Annotated in this window: 25 protein-coding genes; 13 read left to right on the top strand and 12 right to left on the bottom strand. The window is 67.7% G+C overall.

Annotated elements, in window-relative coordinates:
- Positions 1 to 14 precede the first annotated feature (14 nt).
- Entirely contained in the window at positions 15 to 992 is a 978-nt protein-coding gene (locus tag JL11_RS10435; RefSeq protein ID WP_054766926.1) for a TerC family protein, read from the bottom strand.
- A 186-nt stretch (positions 993 to 1,178) separates the two neighbouring features.
- On the opposite strand from JL11_RS10435, the gene JL11_RS10430 reads away from it, so the two are divergent.
- Positions 1,179 to 2,495 (top strand): NAD(P)/FAD-dependent oxidoreductase, encoded by a 1,317-nt coding sequence (locus tag JL11_RS10430; protein ID WP_054765620.1) that lies wholly within the window; start codon positions 1,179 to 1,181, stop codon positions 2,493 to 2,495.
- Between the two features lie 10 nt (positions 2,496 to 2,505).
- Here JL11_RS10430 and JL11_RS10425 read toward each other — a convergent pair whose 3' ends face one another.
- The 5 genes from JL11_RS10425 to JL11_RS10405 form a co-directional block, all read right to left on the bottom strand.
- The gene (locus JL11_RS10425; protein ID WP_054765619.1) at positions 2,506 to 3,468 is read right to left on the bottom strand and encodes a DMT family transporter; all 963 of its coding nucleotides are present in this window, start codon (positions 3,466 to 3,468) and stop codon (positions 2,506 to 2,508) included.
- Between the two features lie 68 nt (positions 3,469 to 3,536).
- Entirely contained in the window at positions 3,537 to 5,123 is a 1,587-nt protein-coding gene (gene ahpF, locus JL11_RS10420) for an alkyl hydroperoxide reductase subunit F (RefSeq protein WP_054765618.1), read from the bottom strand.
- Positions 5,124 to 5,265: 142 nt separating this feature from the next.
- On the bottom strand, positions 5,266 to 5,829 hold the full coding sequence (gene ahpC / locus JL11_RS10415) for an alkyl hydroperoxide reductase subunit C (protein ID WP_054765617.1): 564 nt from the start codon (positions 5,827 to 5,829) through the stop codon (positions 5,266 to 5,268).
- Positions 5,830 to 6,254: 425 nt separating this feature from the next.
- Positions 6,255 to 7,457: an exo-beta-N-acetylmuramidase NamZ family protein gene (locus JL11_RS10410; protein ID WP_054765616.1), complete on the bottom strand. Its 1,203-nt coding sequence runs from the start codon at positions 7,455 to 7,457 to the stop codon at positions 6,255 to 6,257.
- Complete coding sequence (locus JL11_RS10405; protein WP_054765615.1) at positions 7,454 to 7,960, bottom strand: DOMON-like domain-containing protein; 507 nt, start codon at positions 7,958 to 7,960, stop codon at positions 7,454 to 7,456. Before JL11_RS10405 ends, JL11_RS10410 begins: the two co-directional genes overlap by 4 nt.
- A 199-nt stretch (positions 7,961 to 8,159) precedes the next feature.
- Between JL11_RS10405 and tyrS the strand changes: the two genes are divergently transcribed.
- Genes tyrS through JL11_RS10390 form a run of 3 tightly spaced genes read left to right on the top strand, consistent with a single transcriptional unit; the run spans position 8,160 to position 10,292 of the window.
- Positions 8,160 to 9,413 carry a tyrosine--tRNA ligase gene (tyrS, locus tag JL11_RS10400; RefSeq protein ID WP_054765614.1) on the top strand — a complete coding sequence of 418 codons (1,254 nt, stop codon included), beginning with the start codon at positions 8,160 to 8,162 and terminating at the stop codon, positions 9,411 to 9,413.
- A 59-nt stretch (positions 9,414 to 9,472) separates the two neighbouring features.
- Complete coding sequence (locus tag JL11_RS10395; protein WP_054765613.1) at positions 9,473 to 9,838, top strand: GIY-YIG nuclease family protein; 366 nt, start codon at positions 9,473 to 9,475, stop codon at positions 9,836 to 9,838.
- The gene (locus JL11_RS10390; protein WP_054765612.1) at positions 9,828 to 10,292 is read left to right on the top strand and encodes a peroxiredoxin; all 465 of its coding nucleotides are present in this window, start codon (positions 9,828 to 9,830) and stop codon (positions 10,290 to 10,292) included. Before JL11_RS10395 ends, JL11_RS10390 begins: the two co-directional genes overlap by 11 nt.
- A gap of 60 nt (positions 10,293 to 10,352) precedes the next feature.
- On the opposite strand, the gene JL11_RS17720 is transcribed toward JL11_RS10390, so the two are convergent.
- The gene (locus JL11_RS17720) at positions 10,353 to 10,514 is read right to left on the bottom strand and encodes a hypothetical protein (RefSeq protein WP_182713658.1); all 162 of its coding nucleotides are present in this window, start codon (positions 10,512 to 10,514) and stop codon (positions 10,353 to 10,355) included.
- Here JL11_RS17720 and JL11_RS10385 point away from each other — a divergent pair.
- Together JL11_RS10385 and JL11_RS10380 are read left to right on the top strand one after the other, a co-directional pair.
- Positions 10,513 to 11,622 carry a peptidoglycan DD-metalloendopeptidase family protein gene (locus JL11_RS10385; RefSeq protein ID WP_231681266.1) on the top strand — a complete coding sequence of 370 codons (1,110 nt, stop codon included), beginning with the start codon at positions 10,513 to 10,515 and terminating at the stop codon, positions 11,620 to 11,622. The two genes, JL11_RS17720 and JL11_RS10385, sit on opposite strands and share 2 nt — an antisense overlap.
- Positions 11,606 to 12,154 (top strand): bactofilin family protein, encoded by a 549-nt coding sequence (locus JL11_RS10380; protein WP_054765610.1) that lies wholly within the window; start codon positions 11,606 to 11,608, stop codon positions 12,152 to 12,154. The genes JL11_RS10385 and JL11_RS10380 overlap by 17 nt, the downstream gene beginning before the upstream one ends.
- Before the next feature lie 53 nt (positions 12,155 to 12,207).
- On the opposite strand, the gene prfB is transcribed toward JL11_RS10380, so the two are convergent.
- Together prfB and JL11_RS10370 are read right to left on the bottom strand one after the other, a co-directional pair.
- Positions 12,208 to 13,330 (bottom strand): peptide chain release factor 2 gene (gene prfB / locus JL11_RS10375; RefSeq protein WP_152950166.1). Its coding sequence is split into 2 segments (ribosomal slippage): positions 12,208 to 13,260 and positions 13,262 to 13,330, totalling 1,122 coding nucleotides; the frame shifts between segments, so codons are not numbered across the junction.
- Between the two features lie 120 nt (positions 13,331 to 13,450).
- Positions 13,451 to 15,862, bottom strand: coding sequence for a penicillin-binding protein 1A (locus tag JL11_RS10370; protein WP_054765608.1), 2,412 nt, complete (start codon positions 15,860 to 15,862; stop codon positions 13,451 to 13,453).
- A gap of 136 nt (positions 15,863 to 15,998) precedes the next feature.
- Between JL11_RS10370 and JL11_RS10365 the strand changes: the two genes are divergently transcribed.
- From JL11_RS10365 to mutL, 4 genes are all read left to right on the top strand, one after another.
- Complete coding sequence (locus JL11_RS10365; RefSeq protein WP_054765607.1) at positions 15,999 to 16,427, top strand: organic hydroperoxide resistance protein; 429 nt, start codon at positions 15,999 to 16,001, stop codon at positions 16,425 to 16,427.
- A 169-nt stretch (positions 16,428 to 16,596) separates the two neighbouring features.
- The gene (cobS, locus tag JL11_RS10360; RefSeq protein WP_054765606.1) at positions 16,597 to 17,601 is read left to right on the top strand and encodes a cobaltochelatase subunit CobS; all 1,005 of its coding nucleotides are present in this window, start codon (positions 16,597 to 16,599) and stop codon (positions 17,599 to 17,601) included.
- Between the two features lie 65 nt (positions 17,602 to 17,666).
- Positions 17,667 to 19,439 (top strand): response regulator, encoded by a 1,773-nt coding sequence (locus JL11_RS10355; RefSeq protein WP_231681264.1) that lies wholly within the window; start codon positions 17,667 to 17,669, stop codon positions 19,437 to 19,439.
- A gap of 64 nt (positions 19,440 to 19,503) precedes the next feature.
- Complete coding sequence (gene mutL / locus JL11_RS10350; RefSeq protein ID WP_054765605.1) at positions 19,504 to 21,396, top strand: DNA mismatch repair endonuclease MutL; 1,893 nt, start codon at positions 19,504 to 19,506, stop codon at positions 21,394 to 21,396.
- An 87-nt stretch (positions 21,397 to 21,483) separates the two neighbouring features.
- Here mutL and JL11_RS10345 read toward each other — a convergent pair whose 3' ends face one another.
- Positions 21,484 to 22,314: a hypothetical protein gene (locus JL11_RS10345; protein ID WP_054765604.1), complete on the bottom strand. Its 831-nt coding sequence runs from the start codon at positions 22,312 to 22,314 to the stop codon at positions 21,484 to 21,486.
- Positions 22,315 to 22,383: 69 nt separating this feature from the next.
- Here JL11_RS10345 and JL11_RS10340 point away from each other — a divergent pair, with 69 nt between their 5' ends.
- The 3 genes from JL11_RS10340 (at position 22,384) to JL11_RS10330 (ending at position 23,973) form a co-directional block, all read left to right on the top strand.
- On the top strand, positions 22,384 to 22,845 hold the full coding sequence (locus JL11_RS10340; protein WP_054765603.1) for a low molecular weight protein-tyrosine-phosphatase: 462 nt from the start codon (positions 22,384 to 22,386) through the stop codon (positions 22,843 to 22,845).
- Between the two features lie 163 nt (positions 22,846 to 23,008).
- A complete protein-coding gene (locus JL11_RS10335; RefSeq protein ID WP_054765602.1) occupies positions 23,009 to 23,356 on the top strand; it encodes an endonuclease domain-containing protein in 348 nt (115 codons plus the stop codon).
- A gap of 164 nt (positions 23,357 to 23,520) precedes the next feature.
- Positions 23,521 to 23,973, top strand: a complete 453-nt coding sequence (locus tag JL11_RS10330; RefSeq protein ID WP_054765601.1) for a hypothetical protein — start codon at positions 23,521 to 23,523, stop codon at positions 23,971 to 23,973.
- 72 nt (positions 23,974 to 24,045) lie between these two features.
- Here JL11_RS10330 and rsmD read toward each other — a convergent pair whose 3' ends face one another.
- Positions 24,046 to 24,618, bottom strand: coding sequence for a 16S rRNA (guanine(966)-N(2))-methyltransferase RsmD (gene rsmD, locus JL11_RS10325; protein WP_054765600.1), 573 nt, complete (start codon positions 24,616 to 24,618; stop codon positions 24,046 to 24,048).
- 3 nt (positions 24,619 to 24,621) lie between these two features.
- Positions 24,622 to 26,058, bottom strand: coding sequence for a pseudouridine synthase (locus JL11_RS10320; protein ID WP_054765599.1), 1,437 nt, complete (start codon positions 26,056 to 26,058; stop codon positions 24,622 to 24,624).
- Positions 26,059 to 26,065: the final 7 nt, after the last annotated feature.

Below are 26,065 nucleotides of genomic sequence, written 5' to 3'. Positions count from 1 at the left end.
GCCGGCCTCTCGGTTCACACGGGCTTGGCGTCTGATCGGGTCCGCCACAGCGAATAGCCCACCCCCGCCGCCAGTATGGCCGCCGTCACGCTTAGCGAGACGACGGGCGGGATCTTGTCCAGCCCCAACAGGGGGGCGGCGATCACCTTGCCGCCGATGAAGATCAGCAGCACGGCCAGGGCCTGTTTCAGATAGGCGAAGCGGTGGATCACCGCCGCAAGGGCGAAATACAGCGCCCGCAGGCCCAGAATGGCGAAGATGTTCGAGGTGTAGACGATATAGGGGTCGGTGGTGATGGCGAAGATGGCCGGCACCGAATCCACCGCGAACACCACGTCCGCCAGTTCGATCATCAGCAGGGCGAGAAACAGCGGCGTGACGTGCAGCGCCGTCCGGCCCGCCTTGTTCGGCTGTCGGACGAAGAAGGCGTGCCCGTGCAAGGTCTCCGTCACCGGCAGGCGGCGACGCAGCCAAGCCAACAGCCGATTGTCGGCGATGTCCTGCTCATTCTCGTGACGGGCGGCGAACATCTTGATCCCGGTAAAGACCAGGAAGGCCGCGAAAAGATACAGCACCCACTCATAGCGGCTGACCAGGGCCGCGCCCCCCGCGATCATCAGGGCCCGCAGGACGATCACCCCGACGATGCCCCAGAACAGCACCCGGTGCTGGTAGATGCGCGGTATGGAAAAGGCCCCGAAGATCATGGCGATGACGAAGACATTGTCCATCGCCAGGCTCTTTTCGATCGCAAAGCCGGTCAGATATTCCAGCCCCTTTTCCGACCCTAGCTCCCACCAGACGAAGCCGCCGAACGCCAGGGCGATCGCAATGTACATCGAGGACAGCAGCAGGCTCTCGCGAACCCCGATTTCATGATCCTTGCGGTTCAGGACGCCCAGGTCGAGCGCCAGCAGCAGGGCCACGATTCCGATAAAGCCGACCCACATCCATGCGGGCTTGCCGAGCCATTCGGCCAGCAGAAAATCCACGTCTACCTCCATCAATGTCGAGAGGCGGCCGACATCGCGATCGGAAGGGATCGCCAGAGGGGCCCGGATCGCCGCCTCTTATGGCTAAGACAGAGCCGATATCGCGTCAACGGGCGCGACAAACGGTCTCGCCGGGTCCACATAGGGGCCAGTGGAACCCTGCCGATAAAGCCTCGCTAGATCCCCATGACGCAAACCGCTTCCTCCTCCCCTGCCGCCGCGCCGCGGCCCGTTCATGACATCGTCATCATCGGCGGCGGCGCAGGCGGGCTTGAGCTCGCCGCCCGCCTTGGCCGTCGGTTCGGACCGCGCGAGGGGCGCCGGCGCGTCCTGCTGATCGACCGCTCCATCTTCCACCTGTGGAAGCCCAGCCTGCATGAGGTGGCGGCGGGGTCGCTGGACAGCCATCAGGAGGGCCTGTCCTATCCCGTCCTGGCGCGCCGCAACCATTTCAGCTTCGCCTTCGGCGACCTGACCGGCCTCGATCCGGCGAACAAGACCCTGACCCTGGGTGAAATCCACGATCAGGACGGCGCCGTCCTGGTGGCCCCGCGCACCCTGGCCTTCAACACCCTGGTCCTGGCGATCGGCAGCGGATCGAACCTGTTCAACACGCCGGGCGCCGCCGAACACGCCCATCTTCTGGAAGACGTCGCCGACGCCGAGGCCTTCAACAAACGTTTGACCAGCGCCTTCCTGGCTGCGGCCTATTCGGATGATCGCAGGCTGAGCATCGCCATCGTCGGTGCCGGCGCCACGGGGGTGGAGCTGTCCACCGAACTGATCGAAGGCCATGACGAACTGTCTGCGGGCCTGACGCCGGACCAGAGGTTCGACATCGACGTCACCATTGTGGAGGCCGCGCCCCGTATCCTGGGCGGTCTTCCGGAACGGGTTTCGACCAAGGCGGCCCAGGCCCTGGAGGCCAAGGGGGTGAGGCTGCTGACCGACGCCAAGGTCCAGGCCGTCCATGCGGACCGGCTGGAGACGTCCAGAGGCGCGGTCCCCGCCGACCTGATCGTCTGGGCCGCAGGGGTCAAGGCCGCCGAGACCAACCGCGACCTCGGCCTGACGACGGGACGTCTCAATCAGTTCGTCGTAGACGACCGGCTGCGGACCTCCGCCCCCGACATCTACGCCCTGGGCGACTGCGCCGAAGCGCCAGGCCCCGACGGGCGCCCGGTCCCCGCCCGCGCCCAGGCCGCCGCCCAACAGGCCGCCTATCTGGCCCAGGCCCTGGCGGACCCGGCTCGCGATCCCGGCCCCTATGTCTATCGCGACCGGGGCTCGCTGGTGTCGCTGGGCGGGGACCGGGGCGTGGGATCGCTGATGGGCAATCTGAGCGGACCCAACTTCCTGATCGAGGGGTTGATCGCCAAATGGGCCTATATGGCCCTGCACCTGGACCACCACCGGGCCATTCTGGGCGTCCGTCGCACCGTCATCCTGGCCTTGTCACGGCTGCTGCACCGCCGCGTCTCGGGTCGGCTCAAGCTGCACTGAGACGCCGTGATCAGTGCGGCGGCTCCTCCGCGCCGCGTGGCGGGGCGTGGGCGCGCACGCACCAGATGACGCTGACGATCATCATCAGTATGGCCAGTATCTCCACCAGGGCCGGCCCCCGCCCCTCCCAGACATAGCCGTAGACGAAGGCGAACACCGTCTCGAACACGATCATCTGGCCCAGCATGGACAGGGGCAGGCGGCGGCTGGCCTGGTTCCACAGGGCGTTGCCGATGATGGAGGCCAACAGGGCCACGCCCAGGCAGACCCCGGCCAGATGCAGCCACTGCCCCCCGCTCCAGTCCTGGGCGGTCCAAACCGCCGGGACCGCCAGGATCAATGCCAGGCCGCCGGTCACGACGCCGGTCAGCAGGGACCAGTCATGGGGCGAGACCTCAGGCAGCCGCGCCATCCAGCGGCTGTTGCCCACCGCATAGGCCGACCAGGACGCCAGGGCGCCCACAGCGCAGACCAAGCCGATCAGGGCCTGAGCCCCCGTCGGTCCCTCCGCCCCCGCCTCCCCCTGAGCCAGGGCCCGCCAGCCGATCAGGCCCACCGCCAGGGCGGCCAGGACGATGGGGGGCGCCGCGCGCGACAGGGACGGTCCGCTGCGGTCCCTCAGCCCCCACAGGGCCACCACCACCGGCACCATGCCGACGATCAGGGCCGAGGCCGCCACCCCGGCCAGATGCACCGCGACCACGACAAAGGCGAAATAGACCAGATTGCCCGCCAGGCTCAGCCAGACCAGGGCGCGCCATGTCCGCGCCTCGATCAAGGGCGCCAGCCGCCGCCAGCGCGGGGCGATCAGGACGGCGGCGATCAGCCCATAGGCCAGATACCGCCCGGCGGTCAGCAGCAGGGGCGAGGCCTCGGGCGCAAACTTCGGCGCCAGGAAGACCAGCCCCCACATCGCGCCTGCGCCCAGGCCGGAGGCGACGCCCCACAGCCGGCCCGAGGATGCCGCCGTCATATCGCGCTCCGCCTTAAACCTGGCCTGCGCTTACACGGTTCGCCTTACAGCGAAAACCGCCCTGGACGTCAGGCCGCCTCGACCGCCTCTTCGGCCGGGACGGTGCGGATCATATAGTCGAAGGCGGCCAGCCCTGCCTTGGAGCCCTCACCCATCGCCACCACGATCTGCTTATAGGGCACGGTCGTCACGTCGCCCGCCCCGAAGACGCCTGGCTGAGACGTCTCGCCCCGGTGATCCACTTCGATCTCGCCGCGCGTCGTCAGGGCGACGGCGCCGTGCAGCCATTCGGTGTTCGGCACCAGGCCGATCTGGACGAAGACGCCTTCCAGATCGACGTCGTGATGGGCGTCGGAGTTGCGGTCCTTGTAGACCAGGCCCGTCACCTTCTCGCCGTCGCCGCGCACCTCGGTCGTCAGGGCCGAGGTGACGATCCGCACGTTCGGCAGGGTCGCCAGCTTCCTCTGCAGCACCGCATCGGCCCGCAGCTCGCTGTCGTATTCGATCAGGGTCACATGGGCCACGATGCCCGCCAGGTCTATGGCCGCCTCGACGCCGGAGTTTCCGCCGCCGATCACCGCCACCCGCTTGCCCTTGAACAGCGGCCCGTCGCAGTGCGGGCAATAGGCCACACCCTTGTTCTTGTACTGGTCCTCGCCCGGCACGTTCATCTGGCGCCAGCGGGCGCCGGTCGACAGGATGACGGTGCGCGACTTCAGACTGGCGCCGTTCTCCAGCACCACCTCGTGCAGACCGCCCGGAACCTTGGCCGGGATCAGCTTGGCCGCCTTCTGCAGGTTCATCAGGTCCACCTCATATTCGCGGACATGCTGCTCCAGATGGGCGGCCAGTTTCGGCCCCTCGGTATGGGGCACCGAGATGAAGTTCTCGATCGCCATGGTGTCCAGCACCTGGCCGCCGAACCGTTCGGCCACGATGCCGGTGCGGATGCCCTTGCGCGCCGTATAGATGGCGGCCGCCGCCCCGGCCGGTCCGCCGCCGACCACCAGCACGTCGAACGGGTCCTTGGCCTTCAGCCGCTCGGCGGCCCGCGCCTCGGCGCCCGAATCCAACTTGGCGACGATCTGCTCCAGCTCCATCCGGCCCTGGCCGAACAGTTCGCCGTTCAGGAAGACCGTCGGCACGGCCATGATCTTGCGCTCGTCCACCTCGTCCTTGAACAGGCCGCCTTCGATGGCGACGTGTTTGATGCGCGGGTTCAGCACGCTCATCAGGTTCAGGGCCTGCACCACGTCGGGGCAGTTCTGGCACGACAGCGAGAAATAGGTCTCGAACACATAGTCGCCCTCCAGATCCTTGACCTGCTGGATCACCTCCTGCGCCGCCTTGGACGGATGGCCGCCGACGTGCAGCAGGGCCAGCACCAGCGAGGTGAACTCGTGGCCCAGAGGAATCCCCGCGAACCGCACCCCGATGTCGGTGCCCTTCCTGCGGATCAGGAAGCTGGGCTGGCGTTCGTCGTCATAGTCGCGGCCCATCTCGACCTTGCCGTGCGAGACCGAGACGATCTCCTCCAGCAGGGTCTTCAGCTCCTGCGACTTGGGCCCCGCGCCCAGCGACGCGATCAGTTCGACCGGATGGACGATGTTCTTGAGGTAGCTCTCGAGCTGAGATTTCAGATTGGCGTCCAGCATGGGGCAGTCCTCGAATTCCAGGGTGACGCGCCGCCTTCGAGCCGATCCCGGCGAGGCTTGCGCGATAGGGTCCGGCCCCCACGAGACAGGGCGGCGGCCGGTTGGGTCCGACCCGAAGGCCGGACCCGATAGGCGTTCAGTCTTAGATCTTGCCGACGAGGTCGAGCGACGGCGCCAGGGTGGCTTCGCCTTCTTCCCACTTGGCCGGGCAGACTTCACCCGGATGCGCGCGCACATATTGCGCGGCCTTGACCTTGCGCAGCAGTTCGGCGGCGTTGCGGCCGATGCCTTCCGAGGTGGTCTCGGTGAACTGGATCACGCCGTCCGGATCGACCAGGAAGGTCGCACGATCGGCCAGGCCCACGCCCGGACGCATGGCGTCGAAGTTGTTGGTCACCAGGCCCGAGGGATCGCCCAGCATGGTGTAGGTGATCTTGCCGATGGCCGGCGAGGAGTCGTGCCAGGCCTTGTGCGAGAAGTGGGTGTCGGTCGACACCGAATAGATCTCGACGCCCAGCTTCTGGAACTCGGCGTAGTTGTCCGCCAGGTCTTCCAGCTCGGTCGGGCAGACGAAGGTGAAATCGGCCGGATAGAAGAAGAAGATCGCCCACTTGCCCGCCACATCGGCCTCGGTGACGGTCAGGAACTTGCCGTCCTTATAGGCCTCGGCCGTGAAGGGTTTGATGGTCGTGTTGATGAGGGCCATGCAGGGCTTCCATTCCGTTGGGAGGTTGGGGAGGCCCGCTTCTTACCGCACCGCAGCAGATAAGCCCAATCACTTATTTGCAGGCGAGCGATAGATTTTGGTTATATCCATCACCCCGCCCAACCCCGTCATCCTCGGGCTCGACCCGAGGACCGGATTATTCGCCGCATTGCGCCGGAACAGACGCACACGCGCCTCAACGCTCGATCCTCGGGTCAAGCCCGAGGATGACGAAAAGCGACATCAATCCAACAGGAACGCCCGCCTCGCCCCTTCCCAAGCTCAGCCACCCCGCCTTCGCCCTCTCCGTCATCCTCGGGCTTGTCCCGAGGATCCAGACTCCCGGTGTTTGGACAGCGTGCACACACGGCAAACACCGGGAGTCTGGATCCTCGCCACAAGGGCGAGGATGACGAGAGGTGAAATCAATACAGCAGGAACCCCCGCCGCGCCTCTTCCCACGCCGCCTCATCCGGCCGCGTCGCCGCCTCCAGATCGCCCGGCCCCGCCGGCGCGTCGTCCACCCATTCCCGCAGACCCGGTCCGCCGTTGATCACGTCGATGGGCAGTTTCCCGAACGCATATTCATACGGAAAATCCCGCCACAGATCGTAGTCGGGATACAGCCGCCGGATCGCCTTGAAGCCCAGGGCCTGCACCCGCCACGGCCTGAAGGCGGCGTGGTCATAGCCGGGGTGATCGACATGGATCTGCACCCCGCTGCACAGTTTGCCGACATGCTTGTGGAAGGTCGGCTCGAACCACATGTCGCGCAGCACGCAACCGCCCAGCCATTCCGGCGCCAGAGCCTGCATCTCGGCGATCACCGCCCGCGCGTCGATGTCCGGCGCCCCGAACAGCTCCAGCGGCCGGGTCGTGCCCCGGCCTTCCGACAGGGTCGCCCCCTCCAGCATCACCGTCCCGGCGTAGCAGCGGGCCATGCTCAGGTTCGGCGCATTGGGGCTGGGATTGACCCAGGCCCGCTCGCCCAGTGGCCAGCCGAAGCCCGGCCCCGCCTCGGGGGCCCAGCCCTGCATCTCCACGACGCGGTAGTCCACATCCAGCCTGAACCGGTCGATGAACCACAGGCCCAGTTCGCCCATCGTCATGCCGTGCCGCATCGGCATCGGCCCGGCCCCGACGAAACTCTCCCAGCCGGGCTTCAGCGTCATCCCCTCGACCGGCCGCCCCGCCGGATTGGGCCGGTCCAGCACCCAGACCGACTTGCCGTGTTTCGCCGCCGCCTCCAGCACATATAGAAGCGTCGTCACATAGGTGTAGATGCGGCAGCCCAGGTCCTGCAGGTCGATCAGGACGACGTCGAACGTCTCCATCCACTCGTCCTTGGGCCGCCGCACCTCGCCGTACAGGCTGAAGACGGGGAAGCCGTGCACCGGATCGCGATAATCCGGGCTCTCCATCATATTGTCCTGCAGATCGCCCTTCATCCCGTGCTGCGGCCCGAAGGCGGCGGTCAGCTCGATCTCGGGACAGGCGGCCAGGGCGTCCACCGCATGACCCAGGTCCTTCGTCACCGAGGCCGGGTGCGCCAGCAAGGCCACGCGCCGCCCCTTCAGCTGCCCCCTCAGGGCGTCGTCGGACAGCAGGCGGTCGAGACCGAAATTCATGGCAGTTCCAGCGCGAACGAGTCGGGATGATGAAAGTCCGGCTTATCCGATGGATGCGCCAGGGCCCAATAGGCGATCGCCCCGTCCAGACCCTCGACCACTGCCGTCAGCCCGACCGGCCCCGTCGCATCCTCGGGCAGCTCCACATCGACCGTCAGAACGAACCGCCCCTGGGCCATGCGCGTGACGATGAAGGGCGCCGCGATCTCCAGCCCCCGCATCCCCTCGCGATAGCCGTCGAACCGATAGGCCGCCCAGGCCCCCGACGGCGACAGATTATATTCGACATAGCCGCCCTCCGTCCGCACGAAGGCCTCGAAACAGGTCGTCCGCCACAGCTCGTCCGTCCGCACCCGCGCCGCCGCCTGCGGCCAGCGCACCATCTCGACCGCACCGGCCAACAGATACTCCAGGCTCAACACCCGCCCCGCCCGCCGCGCCTCGACCTCCAGCGTCAGCCCGGCGGGGGAACAGGTCGGGTGCGGGATCAGGGGCAGACGCATCCCGTCTTCGTAGCGCAGGCTTGACGCCGGTCAACGCTGCGCCTTATCCAGAACCCATGTTCGCCGCCCGCGCCATCACCGGCCTGTATTACCGCCCGCTGTAAGCGAGCGGCCCGCGAACACGCGCCGCCTTCGCTGGCGACGCGCTCTTCGGAAATGGAAGACGACCGCCGGCATCCCTGCTAACGGAGCCTCCGCCATGACCGACCAAGCCTTCAAATCCGACTTCCTCCGCACCCTTCAGGCGCGCGGCTACGTCCATCAGATCACCCATCCGACCGAGCTGGACGAGGCGGCCGCCTCGGGCGTGGTTGCCGGCTACATCGGCTTCGACGCCACCGCTCCGTCCTTGCACGTGGGCAGCCTGATCCAGATCATGATGCTGCGCCGGCTCCAGCAGGCGGGCGGCAAGCCCATCGTCCTGATGGGCGGCGGCACCACCAAGGTCGGCGATCCAACCGGCAAGGATGCGTCGCGCCCCCAGCTAACCCAAGAGACCATCCAGTCGAACATCGACTCCATCAAGACGGTCTTCGCCAAATTCCTGACCTTCGGCGACGGCCCGACCGATGCGGTCATGGTCAATAACGACGACTGGCTGTCGACCTACGGCTACATCCAGTTCCTGCGCGACTTCGGCACCCATTTCACCGTCAACCGGATGCTGAGCTTCGACTCGGTCAAGCTGCGGCTGGAACGCGAACAGCCGATGACCTTCCTCGAGTTCAACTACATGCTGATGCAGTCGGTGGACTTCCTGGAACTGAACCGCAGTCTGAAGGTCACGCTGCAGATGGGCGGGTCGGACCAGTGGGGCAATATCACCTCGGGCGTGGATCTGGTGCGCCGGGTGGACCAGAAGGCCGCCTTCGGCCTGACCACCCCGCTTCTGACCACGGCCTCGGGCGGCAAGATGGGCAAGACCGCCCAGGGCGCCGTCTGGCTGAACGCCGAGCAGCTGAGCCCCTACGACTACTGGCAGTTCTGGCGTAACGCCGAGGACGCCGACGTCGGCCGCTTCATGCGCCTGTTCACGGACCTCAGCCTGGAGCAGATCGCCGAATACGAAGCCCTGGAGGGCGCGGCCATCAACGAGGCCAAGAAGGCCCTCGCCGACGCCGCCACCACCCTGCTGCACGGGGCCGAAGCCGCCGCCACCGCCCGCGCCGCCGCCGAAAGCGCCTTCGAGAAGGGCCAGTTGTCCGCCGACCTGCCGACCGTCGAACTTCCGGCCGCCGAGATCTACGGCGCCATGATCGCCGCCGTCGTGACCAAGGCCGGCCTGACCGCCTCCAACGGCGAGGCGCGCCGCCTGGCCCAGGGCGGGGGCTTGCGCCTCAACGACGTCGCCGTCTCCGACGGCGCCCAGCTGCTGACCGAGGCCGATCTGAAGGACGGCGTGATCAAGCTGGCGGCCGGCAAGAAGAAGATCGTGCTGGTTAGGCCCGTTTAGGGTAGCTTTTCAGCTCCGCTCATCCCCGCGTAGGCGGGGACCCAGATAGGTGTCAAAGCTTGGCCTTCTTCACCTACATCGTGGCCAGTCGCCGAAACGGCACCCTTTACACGGGCTCGACCGACGATCTGATCCAACGGGTGAGGCAGCACAGGGACAAGACCTTCGCTGGATTCACGGCGAAGTACGACGTCCATTTGCTCGTCTGGTACGAGGCGCATGAAAGTAGAGACGCGGCCTTCCACCGGGAGCGGCAGATCAAGAAATGGAACCGGCTTTGGAAACTGCGGATGATTGAGCGGCAGAACCCAGACTGGCTCGACCTTTACGATCACCTTCGTCTTGGCGGCATGAAGGACGCCAAGGACTGGGTCCCCGCCTTCGCGGGGATGAGCGGAGTAAGTGAGACACCCGATGACCGATGAACGCCACCCCGCCCCCGCTCTCGACCTGCCGACCGACAACGGCGGCCGGATCTCCCTCGCCGCCCTGCAGGGCCGGCCCGCCGTCGTCTACTTCTATCCGAAGGACGACACGACCGGCTGCACCCGCGAGGCCCAGGACTTCACCGCCCTGGCCGCCGACTTCGCCGCCTTGGGCTGCCCGGTCATCGGCGTGTCCAGGGACACGGTGAAGAAGCACGACAAGTTCAAGGCCAAATACGCCCTCGCCGTCGTCCTGGCCTCCGACGAGGACGGCGCCGCCTGCGAGGCCTGGGGCGTCTGGGTCCAGAAGAAGCTCTACGGCCGCGAATATATGGGCATCGAACGCGCCACCTTTCTGATCGACGCCCAAGGTCGGATCGCCCGCGCCTGGCGCAATGTGAAGGTCGCCGACCACGCCGCCGAGGTTCTCGCAGCGGCCCGCGCCTTGGGCTGAGAACGCCGAATCGCCTTCAAGGGGAATCCCGTCCAAGCGGGTTCTCGCATTCCGGGATTCTCAAGGCACTTTTGCGTGAAAATGCCCGAAAAGGCCGGAAATGATAGTTAACAACAGGTGAACCATCTTGCCGCTGTCATAAAGGCGGCGGATAAACCCCACCTCGACGTGGGGGCGTTGCTTTATGGACCTGGAAGAGAAAGCGCCGAAACGCTCCTTCATGGATCGTTTTTTGCCCGTCCGTTACGTCTATCTCCGCAGCCATGACGAGGTTCGGGCCTACGCCCTCACCGCCCGGCGTCAGATCCTGCTCGGCCTGGCGGCATCGGCCTTCTTGGTCTGGTCTCTGGTCGCCTCGGGCGCCTTCCTCTTCGACATCGTGACCCGGCGCCACGCCGACTCCGAGGTCATCCGCGCGCGCGCCGCGTCAGAGCGGCTGAACGCGGACCTTCAGGCGCGGCTGGAAAGCGCGGTCGTCCGCATGTCCGCCACGAACGGCGCCCTGGACCAGACGGCCGCCATGATAGAGCGGCGTCACGCCGCCCTGGCCCAGATCATGACCGGCTTGAACGGCGTGGACGGGGCGGTTCAGGCCCTGGCGCCCAAGCCGCTGCGCGCCGACATGCCGCCGATCCAGCGCATCCTGGCGGTTCGGCTGGATCAGGAACGGCTGCTGGATCGGGCCGAGACCTTCGCCCAGACCCGCGCCGAACGGCTCCGGCTGGCCTTCCGTCTGGCGGGGCTCAATCCCGCCGCCTATGTCGCCGCCGCCGAACCGCTGGGCGGCCCCCTGGTGGAGGCGCGCGATCCCCGGGCCCTGGCCGCCATTCTGGACGTGGACGAACCCTTCGCCGTCCGCATCCGCCACGCGGCGACCAATCTTAACGAAATGCGGACCCTGTCGGAGGCCGCCGAAGAGCTGCCGTTCAAACGACCGACCCAGGCCCGCACCACCTCCGGCTTCGGCGTCCGCTTCGACCCCTTCAACGGCCGTCCCGCCATCCACCAGGGCCAGGACTTCGCCGCACCGCTGAACACCCCCATCTACGCCACGGCGCCCGGCGTCGTTTCCTTCGCCGGCGTTCGTTCAGGGTATGGCAATACGGTCGAGATAGACCACGGGCGCGGCTTCAAGACGCGCTACGCCCATCTGAACGCCCTGGCCGTCCAGCCGGGGCAGTCGGTCGCGCTCGGCCAGAGGATCGGCGCCATGGGCACCACCGGCCGATCGACCGGCGTCCACCTCCATTACGAAGTCTGGCTGAACGGCCGGCCGCAGAACCCCGCACGCTTCCTCAGAGCAGGAGATCAACTTGTTCAACAAAATTAGCAAACCCGCGACCCCGACGCCGTCGTCGCCTCGTCCTGCGGCCCCGGCCATTCCGCCGCTGCCGGACATGCCGGCCGCCCCGCGCCCCGGCGCAGCCCCGGCCGCCACGACGCCAGGCCGCGGCCTGTCCACCCTGTCCTCCGACCTGGCCTTTGAAGGCAATATCACCGGCGCGGGCGATCTGCAGATCGATGGACAGATCAAGGGCGACGTCCGCGTCGGCCGCCTGATCGTCGGCGAGACCGGCGCGGTCGAGGGCAATGTCCAGGCCGACTATATCGAAGTGCGCGGCCGCATCGTCGGCGGCGTCCAGGGCAAGCAGATCAAACTGGTCGCCACAGCCTATGTGGAAGGCGACATCACCGCCGAACAGCTGTCGATCGACGTCGGCGCCTTCTTCCAGGGCCGCGTCGCCCAGGGCCAGCGTCAGGCCCCCGCCCCGGCGCCGGTCGCCCCCGTCGCGCCCCAGCCGACGCCCGCCCCGGCGACCGAGGCCAAGGCTGACGTCGTGGCCCTGAAGCCGAACGCCTGATGCGCGTCGCGGCCTGATCGCCGGATTTCAGCGATCAGGCCGCGTCCTCGCCGTCAATCGGCGACGGAGCCCCGCGTCTGGCCGACCCGCGCCGCCAAGGCCGCGCCCATGAAGGCGTCCAGATCGCCGTCCAGCACCCCTTGCGTATCCGAGGTTTCGACCTCGGTCCGCAGGTCCTTCACCATCTGATACGGCTGCAGCACATAGGATCGGATCTGGTGCCCCCAGCCGATGTCCGTCTTGGCGTCGTTCAGGGCCTGGGCCGCCGCCTCGCGCTTCTGCAGTTCCAACTCATACAGACGCGCCCGCAGCATCTTCCACGCCTGTTCGCGGTTCTGGTGCTGCGACCGGCCGGTCTGGCAGGACACGACCGTATTGGTCGGAATGTGCGTCAGACGCACGGCCGAATCGGTCTTGTTGATGTGCTGACCGCCGGCCCCCGAGGCGCGATAGGTGTCGGTCCGCACGTCGGACGGATTGATGTCGATCTCGATCGTGTCGTCGACGACTGGCGAGACGCCGATCGAGGCGAACGAGGTGTGCCGCTTGGCCGCCGCATCATAGGGGCTGATCCGCACGAGGCGATGGACGCCGGATTCCGACTTCAGCCAGCCATAGGCGTTGGGGCCGCTGATCAGAACGGTGGCCGACTTGACACCCGCCTGTTCGCCGTCCTCCTGAGCCTCGACCGTGACTTCATAGCCGTGCGCCTTGGCCCAGCGGCTGTACATCCGCAGCAGCATGCCCGCCCAGTCGTTGGATTCTGTGCCGCCGGCGCCGGAGTTGACTTCCAGATAGGCGTCGTTTCCGTCGGCCTCGCCGGACAGCAGGGCCTCCAGCTCGGCCCGCGCCGCCCGTTCCTTGATGCCGCGCAACAGGGCGCGCGCCTCTTCCAGAGCGGCCTCGTCGCCTTCTTCATCGGCCATATCGGCCAGCATGACCCCGTCTTCCAGGTCCTGCTCCATCGCCTTGACGGCGTTGATCTGGCCTTCCAGGCGCGATCGGTCGCGGCTGACGGCCTGGGCCTCTTCCGGCCGGTCCCACAGGGTCGGGTCCTCGACCCGTGCGTTCAGCTCATCGAGCTTTCTGACGGCGACGTCCCAGTCAAAGACGCCTCCTGAGCAGAGCGACGCTCTGCTCGATGTCGGCCTTCATGGCCTCGACATCCGGTCTCATCGCAATCTCCAGCGACACTAGGCCCTCAAGCAGCGCGGCCCGCAGGTCGCGCGATAGGGCGAAAAGAATGAAGAACGGCGCGCCACGAGGACGCGCCGTTCGGAGGGCCTACCTAGAGCCTCAGTACAGTCCGCTCAAGTCCTCGGCCGGCGCCTTCTTCGGCGGCGGCGGGGCGGCGGCGGGCGGCGGGGCGTTGGCGCCGGCGGCGGCGGCCTCCTGTTCGCGACGGATCACGTCATAATAGTTCTGGGGTCCGACCGGCTGGCTCGGGGCCTGGACCGGGGCCGGCGCCTGGCGTTCAGTGCCGGGGCGGAAGGCTTCCTCGATCCCATTCACCGTGCGGAAGACGGCGTTCTTGGGCCGCACGAAGGGCCGGGCCGGCCGCTCCTTCAGCGCCGTCTGCATGAATTCGGTAAAGACCGGCACGGCGGCCGAGGCGCCGGCCTCGCCGGACCCCAGCGACCGGTTGTCGTCAAAACCGATGAAGACCCCGACCACTATGTCGGTGGTGAAGCCGACGAACCAGGCCGAACGGTATTCATTGGTCGTGCCGGTCTTGCCGGCGACCCAGCGGCCCAGGCCGCGCGCGCTGGCGGCGGTGCCCCGCTGGACCACGCCTTCCAGCATCGAACTCATCTGATAGGCGGTGATCGGGTCGATCACCTGGGTTCCGCGCGGCTGAAGACGCGGCGATTCCTGACCGGAGAAGCCCCGCCCGCATTCGCGGCAGTTGCGGGCGTCCGCGCGGAAGATGGTCTGGCCGTCCCGGTCCTGAACATAGTCGATCAGATAGGGGGTCACGCGCCGTCCGCCGTTGGCGAAGGCCGAATAGGCCGCCGTGATCTCCAGCGGCGTCACCTCGCCCGCGCCCAGGGACACCGACAGGTTTGGCGTCAGTCCCGGGATCCCCATCCTGTCCGCCTGATCGACGATCTTCTTCATGCCGACCGACTGGGCCAGGCGCACCGTCATGACGTTGCGCGACAGCTCCAGCCCGCGCCGCAGCGTCTGGGGCCCGTAATATTCCCGGCTGTAGTTCTCAGGCGTCCAGCGCTGGCCGTTGGGGCCGCCGGCGAAGCTGATCGGGGCGTCCAGCACGATGGAGGCGGGGGTGAAATCCCCCTCCAGCGCCGTCGCATAGACGAAGGGCTTGAAGGCCGACCCCGGCTGTCGCTTGGCCTGGGTCGCCCGGTTGAAGCTGGACAGGGCAAAGGAATAGCCGCCCACCATGGCCAGAACCCGGCCCGACTGGGGCTCGATCGCCACCAGGGCGCCGTTGACGCGCGGCACCTGTTTCAGGGCGAACTGGCCGTTCTTCTTCTCGACGAAGATCAGCTCGCCGCGCCGCAGCTGGCGGTTGGCGTTGGCCCAGGCGGCGTCGGCGGCGATCAGGGTTCCGCTCTCGTCGTCCTTGGCGGTGCGGATGCGAACCGTGTTTCCGCTGACGCTCTCGATGGCGGCGGCCTGCCAGCTGCGGCGTTCGGGCGGCGCCTGTTCCTTCAGGGCGGCGGCCTGCCAGCCCTCGGCGAAGTCGGTCGAGCCCCACCCTCCGCGCCAGCCGTGGCGACGGTCATAGTTCTCCAGACCCTGCATCAGGGCCTGGCGCGCGGCCGTCTGCAAGGTCGGGTCCAGGGTGGTGCGCATATAGAAGCCGCCGGCGCGCAACTGGGCGCCGAAATCGGGATTGGCCGCCGCCTGACGCCGCGCCTCCTCCACGAAGAAGTCGGCGTCCTTATATTCCGAACGCTGTGGCGCGTCGCGCGTGACCAGGGGCCGGGCGCGCGCCTCGGCCAGCTGAGCCTGGGTCAACCAGCCGCTCTGCTCCATCTCGCCCAGCACCCAATCCCGCCGGCCCTTGGCCGCGCCCGGATGGCGTTTGGGGTGATAGTTGTTCGGCCCCTTGGGCAGGGAGGCCAGGAAGGCCGCCTCGTCCGGCGTCAGCTGGTTCAGCGACTTGCCGAAATAGTTGTAGGCGGCCGAGGCGATGCCGAACGACCGGTAGCCCAGGAAGATCTCGTTCAGATACAGGCCGAGGATCTGCTCCTTGGACAGGGTCGCCTCCAGACGATTGGCCAGGATGGCTTCCTTCAGCTTGCGGTTCAGGCTCGATTCATTGGTCAGGAGGACGTTCTTGGCCACCTGCTGGGTGATGGTCGAGCCGCCTTCCAGCCGGCGCCCCTGCGCCAGGTTGAAGACGTTCTTCAGCGACGCCCGGCCTATGCCGCCCACGTCGATGCCGCCGTGCTGGAAGAAGTTGCGGTCCTCGGCGGCCAGGAAGGCCTGCACCACCGTCGCCGGAATCTGGTCGTAGGAGACGTAGATTCGCCGCTCGTCCGAAAACTCCCCGATCAGGGTGCCGTCGCCCGCATAGACTCGCGTCGCCGTCGGCGGACGGTAGTCCGCCAGTTCCGAGGCGTCGGGCAGGTCGTGGAACAGCCAGGCCGCATAGACGGCCACCGCCACCCCCGCCAGGGCGATGCCGCCCAGCAGGACCATGCCCGCCCATACGAACCAGCGTTCGGCAATCTTCACGGCCTACTCCGACGACACGCCCCGAATTGGTGCTTTAGCCCGCGTCGGCCCCGAAAGGCTAGGGTGCGGATGCAACGCCCCCTTTCCCTGCCTCGTTCAGCCCCCATCTGAAGCCTTCCCAACACAGGAGACCGCCATGGAAGTTCTGTACCGCGCCCAGGCCACCGCCTCGGGCGGCGGCCGCGAAGACGGCCGCTCGACCACCGACGACGGCAAGATCGACGTCCGTCTGTCCACCCCCAAGGAGATGGGCGGCAAGGGCGGCGACGGGACCAATCCCGAACAGCTGTTCGCCACCGGCTATGCGGCCTGTTACCTGGGGGCCCTGCGTCTGGTCAGCGGCAAGGCGGGCACACCCGTCGGCCCCGACACCAAGATCACCGCCGGCGTCGGCTTCGGCAAGAACACCCGGGGCGAAGGCTTCAACCTCGACGTCGATCTGACCGTGACCGATCACGGCCTGGATCAGGCCGTGATCGAAGACCTGATCGAAAAGGCGCATCAGGTCTGCCCCTATTCCAACGCCACGCGCGGCAACGTCGACGTTCGCCTGGCGGCGAAGTAAGACCTCCGCTCATCCCCGCGAATGCGGGGACCCAGTGCTTTGGGCGATGATCGCCGCCGTCTGCAAAAGCGCATCGCCCAACGCACTGCCGAGCAAAAGAACGGGATCCCCGCTTTCGCGGGGATGAGCGGGGTTTAAGTGATCCCGAACGTGCGCTAATCGCACAGGCATGACCTCCCCGCTCGACGCCTCCCCCGATCCGCTGATCACCCTGGAACCGACCCGCCGCGTGACCCTGCGCGAGGCCTTCGGGATCGACAGCGACATGACCGTGCCCGCCTTCGCCGAGCGCGACAGCCATGTGCCCGAGATCGACGAGGCCTATCGCTTCGACCCTCAGACCACGATCGCCATCTGCGCCGGCTTCGCCTTCGACCGCCGCGTCATGGTCCAGGGCTATCACGGCACCGGCAAGTCGACCCATATCGAACAGGTTGCGGCCCGCCTGAACTGGCCCCTGGTCCGCATCAATCTGGACAGCCACGTCAGCCGCATCGACCTGGTCGGCAAGGACGCCATCGTCCTGAAGGACGGCAAACAGATCACCGAGTTCCGCGAGGGCATACTGCCCTGGTCGCTGCAACGCCCCGTCGCCCTGGTCTTCGACGAATATGACGCCGGCCGCCCCGACGTCATGTTCGTGATCCAGCGCGTGCTCGAGGCCCAGGGCCGCCTCACCCTGCTGGACCAGAACCGCGTCATCCGCCCGAACAAATATTTCCGCCTGTTCGCCACGACCAACACCATCGGTCTGGGCGACACCACGGGCCTGTATCACGGCGCGCAACAGATCAATCAGGCCCAGTTGGACCGCTGGAACATCGTCACCACGCTGAACTACCTCGACCACGACGTCGAGGCCGAGATCGTCGCCGCCAAGGTCCCCGAATGGTCGGACGCGGAAGGGCGCCGCCGCATCGCCGCCATGGTCCGCGTCGCCGACATGACCAGGAACGCCTTCATGAACGGCGACATCTCCACCGTCATGTCGCCCCGCACCGTCATCACCTGGGCCCAGAACGCCCTGATCTTCGGCGGCGACGTGGCGCTCAGCTTCCGCCTGACCTTCCTGAACAAGTGCGACGAACTGGAACGCCCCACGATCGCGGAATTCTACCAGCGGGCGTTCGGGGAAGACCTGCCCGAGGCGGCGACGCGGGTGAAGGTGGGGTAGGGCCGGATTGAGGGCTCATTAAGGTCCTCCCCTTATGGCGAAGCTCGTAAGAGGGGCGCCGCCGCGTGATCCAGAAAGCCGACTATATCCGGGCCTATGCCGACCGGTATCGCGACATGTTCGCGGTCCGGCTGACGACCATCGTCGCCGTCATTCTGGTGGCCGCCTGGGTGCTGGACTGGGGCTGGGCGGCGAACTTCGGCCTGATCCAGCTGGGTCTCTACGTCCTCTTGTGGCGAACGGTCGAGATCGCCCGCACCCGGCCCGAGGCGCCGGGCGCGGGGCGGCGGTTCCGTCTGCGGACCGAATGGATCACCCTGGGCCTGGCCTCCCACAACGCCGTCTACATCCTGGCCGCCTGGTGGGTTCGGCCCGATACGATCGACTATCTGCGGCTGCTGCTGGCGGGCAATCTGATGGTGGGCGCCCTTCAGGTCCACATCAGCCGGCGCAGCTTCCTGGCGGCCGTGGCGCCGCCGTCGATCGCGGCCATGATCATCGCCGCCCACCAGCCCCAGGCCACGCCGACGCTGAAGTTCGCCGTCGCCCTGTTCGTCCTGGGCATCATCGCCGCCGCCTGGCGTCAGTGGCGCGGGGACCGCGAGACGGTGGAGCTGATGGTGGCCCTGACCGAACGCAGCCGCCAGCTTCAGGCCGCCCTGGGCCAGGCCGAGACCGACCGGGCCGCCGCCGAACGGGCCAACAAGGCCAAGTCCCGCTTCCTGGCCATGATCAGCCATGAGGTCCGCACCCCCCTGAACGTCATCCTGGGCCTGACCGAGGTGCTGCGCGGCCGGCGCCGGCCCAAGGCCGAGGCGGTCATCATCGACGACATGGCCGAGGCGGGCGGCATGCTGCTGCGGCTGCTGAACGGGGCGCTGGACATCTCCAAGATCGAATCGGGTCAGTCCGATCTTCAGATCGGCCCCGTCGACGTCGCCGCCCGGATCAAGGCGATCGCCCGGGTCTGGCGCACCCGCGTCGCCGAACTGGGCCTGACGCTGGAGGTCGTGCTGGACGGCGACCCTGCCGATTTCGCGGTCCTGACGGATCAGGCGCGGGTCGAACAGGTGCTGATCAACTATCTGTCCAACGCCCTGAAACTGACCCCCGCGGGAACCATCCGCCTGGTCGCCCAGGCCCGGCCCCAGGCGGACGGCCGGATCGCCCTGAGCCTGGAGGTCCACGACCAGGGCCCCGGCGTGCCCGAGGATCAGCGCGAGCGCATCTTCCAGCCGTTCGAACAGCTGGCCGCCGGGCGGGCCGCAGGCGGAGCGGGTTTGGGCCTGGCCCTGTGCCGCGCCGCCGCCGAGGGGCTGGGCGGAAGCGTCGGCGTGCGTCCGGCCGAGGGCGCGGGCGCCGTCTTCTGGTTCCGTTTCACCGCCCCGCGCGCCCCCGTCGAGGCCGACGCGGAGGCCGCTCCGACCGCACCGACGCCCGACGCGCCCCCAGCCCTGCGCGTCCTGGCGGCCGAGGACCATCCGGCCAATCGCAAACTGCTGGCCCTCTTGTTCCAGTCGTTCGGCCTGGACCTCGCCCTGGTCGAGAACGGGCGCAACGCGGTGGACGCCCTGCGCGCCGACCGGTTCGACCTTGTGCTGATGGACGCCATGATGCCGGTGATGGACGGGGTCGAGGCGGTCAGGCTGATCCGCGCCGAGGAGGCCGCCGAGGGCCGCCCCCGCACCCCGATTCACATGCTGACGGCCAATGTGTTCGAGGACGACGTGGCCCGCTATCGGGCCGCCGGGGCCGACGGCGTCCTGGGCAAGCCGATCCAGATCGGCGCGCTTCAGGCCCTGCTGGAACAGACGGCCGCCTCCGCCGTCCCCGCCTGACGGAAACGGTCCGGCCCTGACCGGCGTGGCGCGAATCCCTTCGCCCCCCTATCTTGGCGGGCACATGCCCATTCGCCGCCTCTCCCCCGAAACCGTCAACCGCATCGCCGCCGGCGAGGTGGTCGAGCGCCCGGCCAGCGCCATCAAGGAACTGGTCGAGAACGCCCTGGACGCCGGGAGCCGCAATATCGAGATCCAGGCCGACGGCGGCGGCCTGTCGCGCATACTGATCGCCGACGACGGCAAGGGCATCCCCAAGGACGAACTGCCGCTCGCCGTCGAACGCCACGCCACGTCCAAGCTGGAGCCCGACGACGCCGGCGACGTGGACCTGCTGCGCATCCACACCCTGGGCTTCCGGGGCGAGGCCCTGCCCTCGATCGGCTCGGTCGCCCGGCTGTCGATCACCACCCGAGCTAGGTCCGATTCCGGCGACGCGACCGAGGCCTGGGTCATTCAGGTCGAGGGCGGCGCGACCCGCCCCCTGGCCCCCGCCCCCTTCCCCGGCCCGCACGGCGCGCGGGTCGAGGTGCGCGACCTCTTCTACGCCACCCCCGCCCGGCTCAAATTCATGAAGTCCGAACGGGCCGAGGCCATGGCCATTTCCGAAGAGATCAAACGCCAGGCCATGGCGCACGAGGCCGTCGCCTTCACCCTGTCGCTGGACGGCAAGGTCGCCCTGCGCCTGCCCGCCGAACATCCCGGCGACGAGGGCCGGCTGAAACGGCTGTCGGCCCTCCTGGGCCGCGACTTCGAGGCCAACGCCCTCTTGATCGATCAGGAGCGCGACGGGTTGCGCCTGTCGGGCTATGCGGGCCTGCCCACCTATTCGCGCGGCAATGCGGCGCATCAGTATCTGTTCGTCAACGGCCGCCCGGTGAAGGACCGGCTGCTGCAAGGGGCCCTGCGCGGCGCCTATGCCGACTTCCTGGCGCGGGACCGCCACCCGGCCGCCGCCCTCTTCATCGACATCGACCCCCTGTACGTGGACGTCAACGTCCACCCTGCCAAGGCCGAGGTCCGGTTCCGCGACCCGGCCCTGGTGCGCGGCCTGATCGTCGGCGCCCTGCGTCACGCGCTGCACGCCGCCGGCCACCGGGCCTCCACGACCGTGGCGGCGGATGCCCTGAGCGGGTTCAGGCCGCACACGGGCGTGACGCAGAGTGGCGAGTGGCGAGCGGCGAGTGGCGAGGGCTGGTCCGGGTGGACAGGCTGGTCCCAGCCCGCCGCCGCGGCGCAAGTCCTGCCTGGCCTCCACGAACGCAGCGCCCGCGTCGAACCCGGCTGGGACGGCGCCTCATACGGCGAACTCGCCACTCGCCACTCGCCACTCGCCACTGCCCCCCAGCCACTCGCCCCTCCCCCTTCCGACATCGACCTGCCGCTGGGCGCCGCGCGGGCTCAGCTCCACGCCAACTATATCGTGGCCCAGACCCGCGACGGCCTGGTCATCGTCGATCAGCACGCCGCCCACGAGCGGCTGGTCTATGAGCGGATGAAGGCCCAGATGGCCGAGGGGTCCGTGACCCGCCAAGCCCTGTTGACGCCCGAGGTGGTCGAGCTGGACCCGGCCGAGGCCGAACGCGTCGCCGCCCGCGCCGAGGAGCTGGCCGAGATGGGCCTGATCGTCGAGGCCTTCGGCGCCGGCGCCGTCCTGGTGCGCGAAACCCCGGCCCTGCTGGGCGACACGGACGTGCAAGGGTTGATCCGCGACATCGCCGACGACCTGGCCGAACACGGCGCCGCTCTTACGCTGAAGGAGCGGATGGCCGAGGTCTGCGGAACCATGGCCTGCCACGGCAGCGTCCGCTCCGGCCGAATCCTCACCGCCCCCGAAATGAACGCCCTGCTGCGCCAGATGGAAGCCACCCCCCATTCGGGCCAGTGCAATCACGGACGGCCGACCTATGTGGAGTTGAAGTTGCACGATCTGGAGAAGCTGTTCGGGCGGCGGTGAAGCGTCTACAAACTATTTCGTTATGAACGGGCGCTCTTTTAGTTGCGGTACTCAGACCTGACGTGTCAAGCAACTAAGACATTTAGATCACGCAGCTTCCTCGTCGTCCGGTAGATCGATTACCTGATGAACGTGCGTTACACTGTAGGCGATGGGTTTTCCTGCACGATAGTCGACATTGAGATCAACCACAAAGCCCTTTTTATAAACGTTGTCGGGCTCAACAGTGATTTCATGTTTAATGCGATCTTCAGCCATCTGCGAGGCATAGACGAGAGGCAAGGCGCGACCGCTAATCTTGTCCACCGTCACCAGATCCCCCGACCGTTTCCCAAGCGGACTCCACTTAGTGTTGGTCTGAGTGAACACCATCAACACTCGTTTGTGATCGCTGGACTCTATATGATCCAGCTCACGACGATGCTCAGCAACACGATCCTGAATATCTCGGGCCTGATTGGTGTCAAATTTGAATCCTGCTTTAACCCGCTTCTGACCATCTTTGATTTCGATAGCAGCCACTGACAGGTTAGAACCGGGATGCGATGCGATAGCTGCGACTTGCTCCGAAAAGTCCTTCAGTTCATTCCGGCTAACGTCTGGCGCTCTACCGCCAGGTTTGAGGTAGGTGGATAGCTTGGCGTGATACCGCTTTACGAAGTCCTCGATCGTTATGATCGCTGACATCCCTTCAATCGAACCGCTAAGAAGGGGAAGCAATGGGACGAGTTGAGCGACGATGCACCCTTGTGTGACCTCTTTCACAAACAGCGTCGCTTCGACACCGCTTTCCGCATCTATCTTATTGAATCTATTATATTCGGCGGCAATAGACGTGAAGGCGGCTACAAACTCACCGACTTCGATTGGATCGTCGATGTCGAGTTTTAGTTCGATATACGATTCAGCTTGGTCCATTCCACAAGCCTAAGTATCGGCACCAAGCCTGTCACCTTTGAAACCGTCGGTTGGCGAAACTCCATCCCCATGCCCTCCATCCTCTTCGTCTGCCTCGGCAACATCTGTCGCTCTCCCCTCGCCGAGGCCGCCCTCCGCGCCGAGGCTCAGCGCCTGCGTCTCGACCTGATCGTCGACTCCGCCGGCACGGGGAACTGGCATGTCGGCCATCCGCCCGACCCGCGCGCCCAGGCTGTGGCGCGCAAACATGGGATCGACATCTCCGGCTATCAGGGCCGGCAGGTGACGCCGGCGGACTTCCGCCGCTTCACCCACGTCATCGCCCTGGACCACGACAACCTGGCGAACCTGCGCCGGATCGCGCCCGCCGATGCGGTCGCCGAACTCAGCCTGCTGCTCGACCATGTCCCCGGCCGCGAGGGCCAGGCCGTGACCGATCCCTATTTCGGCGATGACGCCGGGTTCGAGGTCACCTGGGCCGAGGTGACGGCGGCGGCGCGGGGGCTGGTCGAGAAGCTGGGCCGCGGCTGACAGGCCCCCTCCGTCGGCTGCGCCGACACCTCCCCCAGAGGGGGAGGATTTCGGTCGTCGCCGTTCGCATTCCTCCCCCCTTGGGGGAGGGGGACCGCCGCGCCTCTTCGCGCGGTGGTGGAGGGGGCTTGCCGCGCACGCGGTCTCGCCACACAGTCCCGCCATGGATGCACCCCGCAAAACCCAGGATCGCGCGCGCGACCTCCGCCGCAGCCTGACCCTGCCCGAAGTTTTGCTGTGGCAGGCGTTGCGCAGACGGGGGCTGTGCGGCGCGCGATTCCGGCGTCATCCGATCGGCCCCTATATCCTCGACTTCTACTGCGACGCGGCCCGGCTGGCGGTCGAGATCGACGGGTCCAGCCATGACACGCCCGATCAGGCGCGGCATGACGCCCGCCGCACCGACTGGCTGAACCAGAGGGGCGTGTCCGTCCTGCGCATACCGGCGCGGGACGTGCTGACGGACCTGGCCGGGGTGCTGGAGGGGATCGGGCTAAGGCTGAAAGCCTAGCCTGGCCCCCTCCGTCGGCTGCGCCGACACCTCCCCCAGAGGGGGAGGAATGCCGAGGGTGATGACCGAAATCCTCCCCCCTTGGGGGAGGTGTCGGCGAAAGCCGACGGAGGGGCTCGGCTCCACGTCCGACTTTGACGTATCGCCGGTTTACCGATACGGCCATGACCCAGCCCTATCGCATCCGTGAAGCCGCCATCTGGGCCCAGGCCCGCGCCGACTATCTGTCGGGTCTCAGCGCCGAGACTGTGTGCCGGCGTCATGACCTGGGTCTGTCGGCCTTTCGCCGCCGCGCCCGCAAATACGGCTGGCGGCGCAGCGATCAGGTCGAGCCGCCGCCCGGCGAGATCGACCTGTCCCTGTATGAGGACATCGACCTGGACGAGCTGGCGCGCACCGCCCGCCTGCGTTTCATCGAGGCGGTGGAGGGCGGGCGCGCGTCGGACGCCCGGCGCTGGCGCGCCCTGGCCGACGACCTGACCCGCGAGGCCCGCGCCTTCGACGCCGACTTCTTCAGGGGCATGAGCCGCGAAGAGGTGGAAGCCTCGCTGGAAGGGATGCGGCGCGAGATCGACGAAGAGGACGAGGCCCTGCTGGGACCGCCGCCCGAGGACTGACCGTCCTGCGACTCCCTCGCAAAAATCTGCACGAAAGTGCACTAAAAGAATTCGGAGTGCACTTTCGCCCCGTCAGGCGGCGGGGGCGACCTTGAGGAACAGCACCCGCGCCGCCCCATAGTCGCGCGCGTCCAGCCGTTGATAGCCGGGGGTGTCGATGTCGGGCTCGTCGGACCCGCGCTCGAACACCACCAGGGCGCCGGGCTTCAGCCAGCTTCCCTCTAGCAGCCGCGCCAGGGTCTGTTCCCCCAGCCCCTTGCCGTAGGGTGGGTCCAGAAAGGCCAGGTCGAAGGCTTCGGCGATGGGGCCCGGCCGAACGCCCAGGTCCGTCGCGCTCCTGCGATGCACCCGGGTGCGGCCCATCAGACCATAGGCGTCGGCGTTCTCGCGAATGGCGCCCCTGGCTCCGTCGTCCGTCTCGACGAACAGGCAGAAGCCCGCCCCCCGGCTGACCGCCTCAAAGCCCAGGGCGCCCGAGCCGGCGTACAGGTCGATGACCCGCGCGCCCTGCAACGGCTCGCCCCAGGCGGCGTGCTCCAGCACATTGAACAGGGCCTGGCGCGCCCGGTCCGAGGTCGGGCGCGTGCCCTGCCCCTCCGGCGCGACGATGGCCCGGCCCTTCAGGCTTCCGGCGACGATCCGCATGGATCAGCCGCGCGGCGTGCGGGGTTTGCCGGGCTGCCCGCCGGGCTTGCGCCCGCTGGTCCCCGACGGTCCCGCCGGCTTGCCGCCGCCGCGAGGTCCGCCGCTGCGAGCCCCCTCGCTGCGGCCTGCGGGCTTCCTGCGGTCGTCGATGAACTGGTCGTCGCGGGGTTTGAACACCCGCTTGGGCCGATCGCCGTCGGCGCGGGCGGGACGCTCGCCCTCAGGCGCGGTGCGTTCGCGGGGCTTGAAGCTCTTTGAGTGTTCGAACCTGGGCTTGGCCTTGGCCCAGCCGTCCTTCTTGGGCGCCCGCTCGCGGCGCTCGACCGCCTCGGCCTGGGCCGTCTCGGCGGCGCGAACGCGGCTGGGCTTCCTCGACGGATCCGACATGGCCGAACCGGAGCGCCCCTTGACGATGGGGGGCGCGATCCGGCGGCCGGGGATGGGCGCGGGCGTCTCGACCGTATTGCCGGTCGGCAGGTTCTCGGGCCGGATATGGTCGCCCAGCAGCTCGCGGATCACGCGCGGCCCCACCTCCTCCACCGCCCCGACCGGCAGGACGTCCAGGCGGAACGGCCCATAGGCCAGACGGATCAGCCGGTTGACCGTCAGGCCGACCGACTCCAGCACCTTGCGCACCTCGCGGTTCTTGCCCTCGGTGATCGAGACCGAGATCCACAGATTGGCCGGCGCCTTGCCGTCCTCGGACTTGGACTCCTTGGCCTTGTCCAGCGTCGCCTCGATGGGACCATAGGAGACGCCGTCCACGACGACGCCGTCCTTCAGCTTGTCCAGTTGGGCCTGGGTGATCTTGCCCCGCGCCCGGGCGCGGTACTGGCGCACCAGGGCGGTCGAGGGCAGTTCCAGCGCCCGGCTCAGCTCCCCGTCATTGGTCAGAAGCAGCAGACCCTCGGTCGCCAGATCGAGCCGCCCGACCGAGATCACGCGCGGCAGACCGGCCGGCAGGGCGTCGAACACCGTCGGCCTGCCCGCCGGATCCTTGTGGCTGGTCAAGAGGCCGGCCGGCTTGTGATAGCGCCAGACGCGCGTCGCCTGGGCCCCGCCGATCGGCTTGCCGTCCACGGTGATCACGTCGTCGCGCGTCACCAGGGTGGCGGGCGTGTCCAGGATGCGGCCGTTGACCGCCACCTTGCCCAGGCCGATCAGCCGCTCGACCTCGCGGCGCGAGGCGATGCCCGCCCGCGCCATGGCCTTGGCGATTCGCTCGCTGCGGACCGGGGCGGCCTCGGCCTTGGCCGGTTTGGCGCCCGCGCGGGGGCGGTCGTCGCCCGGCTTGCCGGCAAAGGCCTTGCGCGGCTTGTCGCCGAAGGGTTTCGTCCCGTCGCCGCTCTTGCGAGGACCGGAGGATTTGAAGGGCCCAGGCGACCGTCCGTCTTGACGGGCGCGGGGCTTCTTGTCGTTGTCGTTCGTATGGCGGACCATGATGAGC

The sequence above is a fragment of the Brevundimonas sp. DS20 genome (genome assembly GCF_001310255.1).
Lineage (GTDB): Bacteria > Pseudomonadota > Alphaproteobacteria > Caulobacterales > Caulobacteraceae > Brevundimonas > Brevundimonas aurantiaca.
This window is presented reverse-complemented; position numbering and strand designations above follow the sequence as displayed.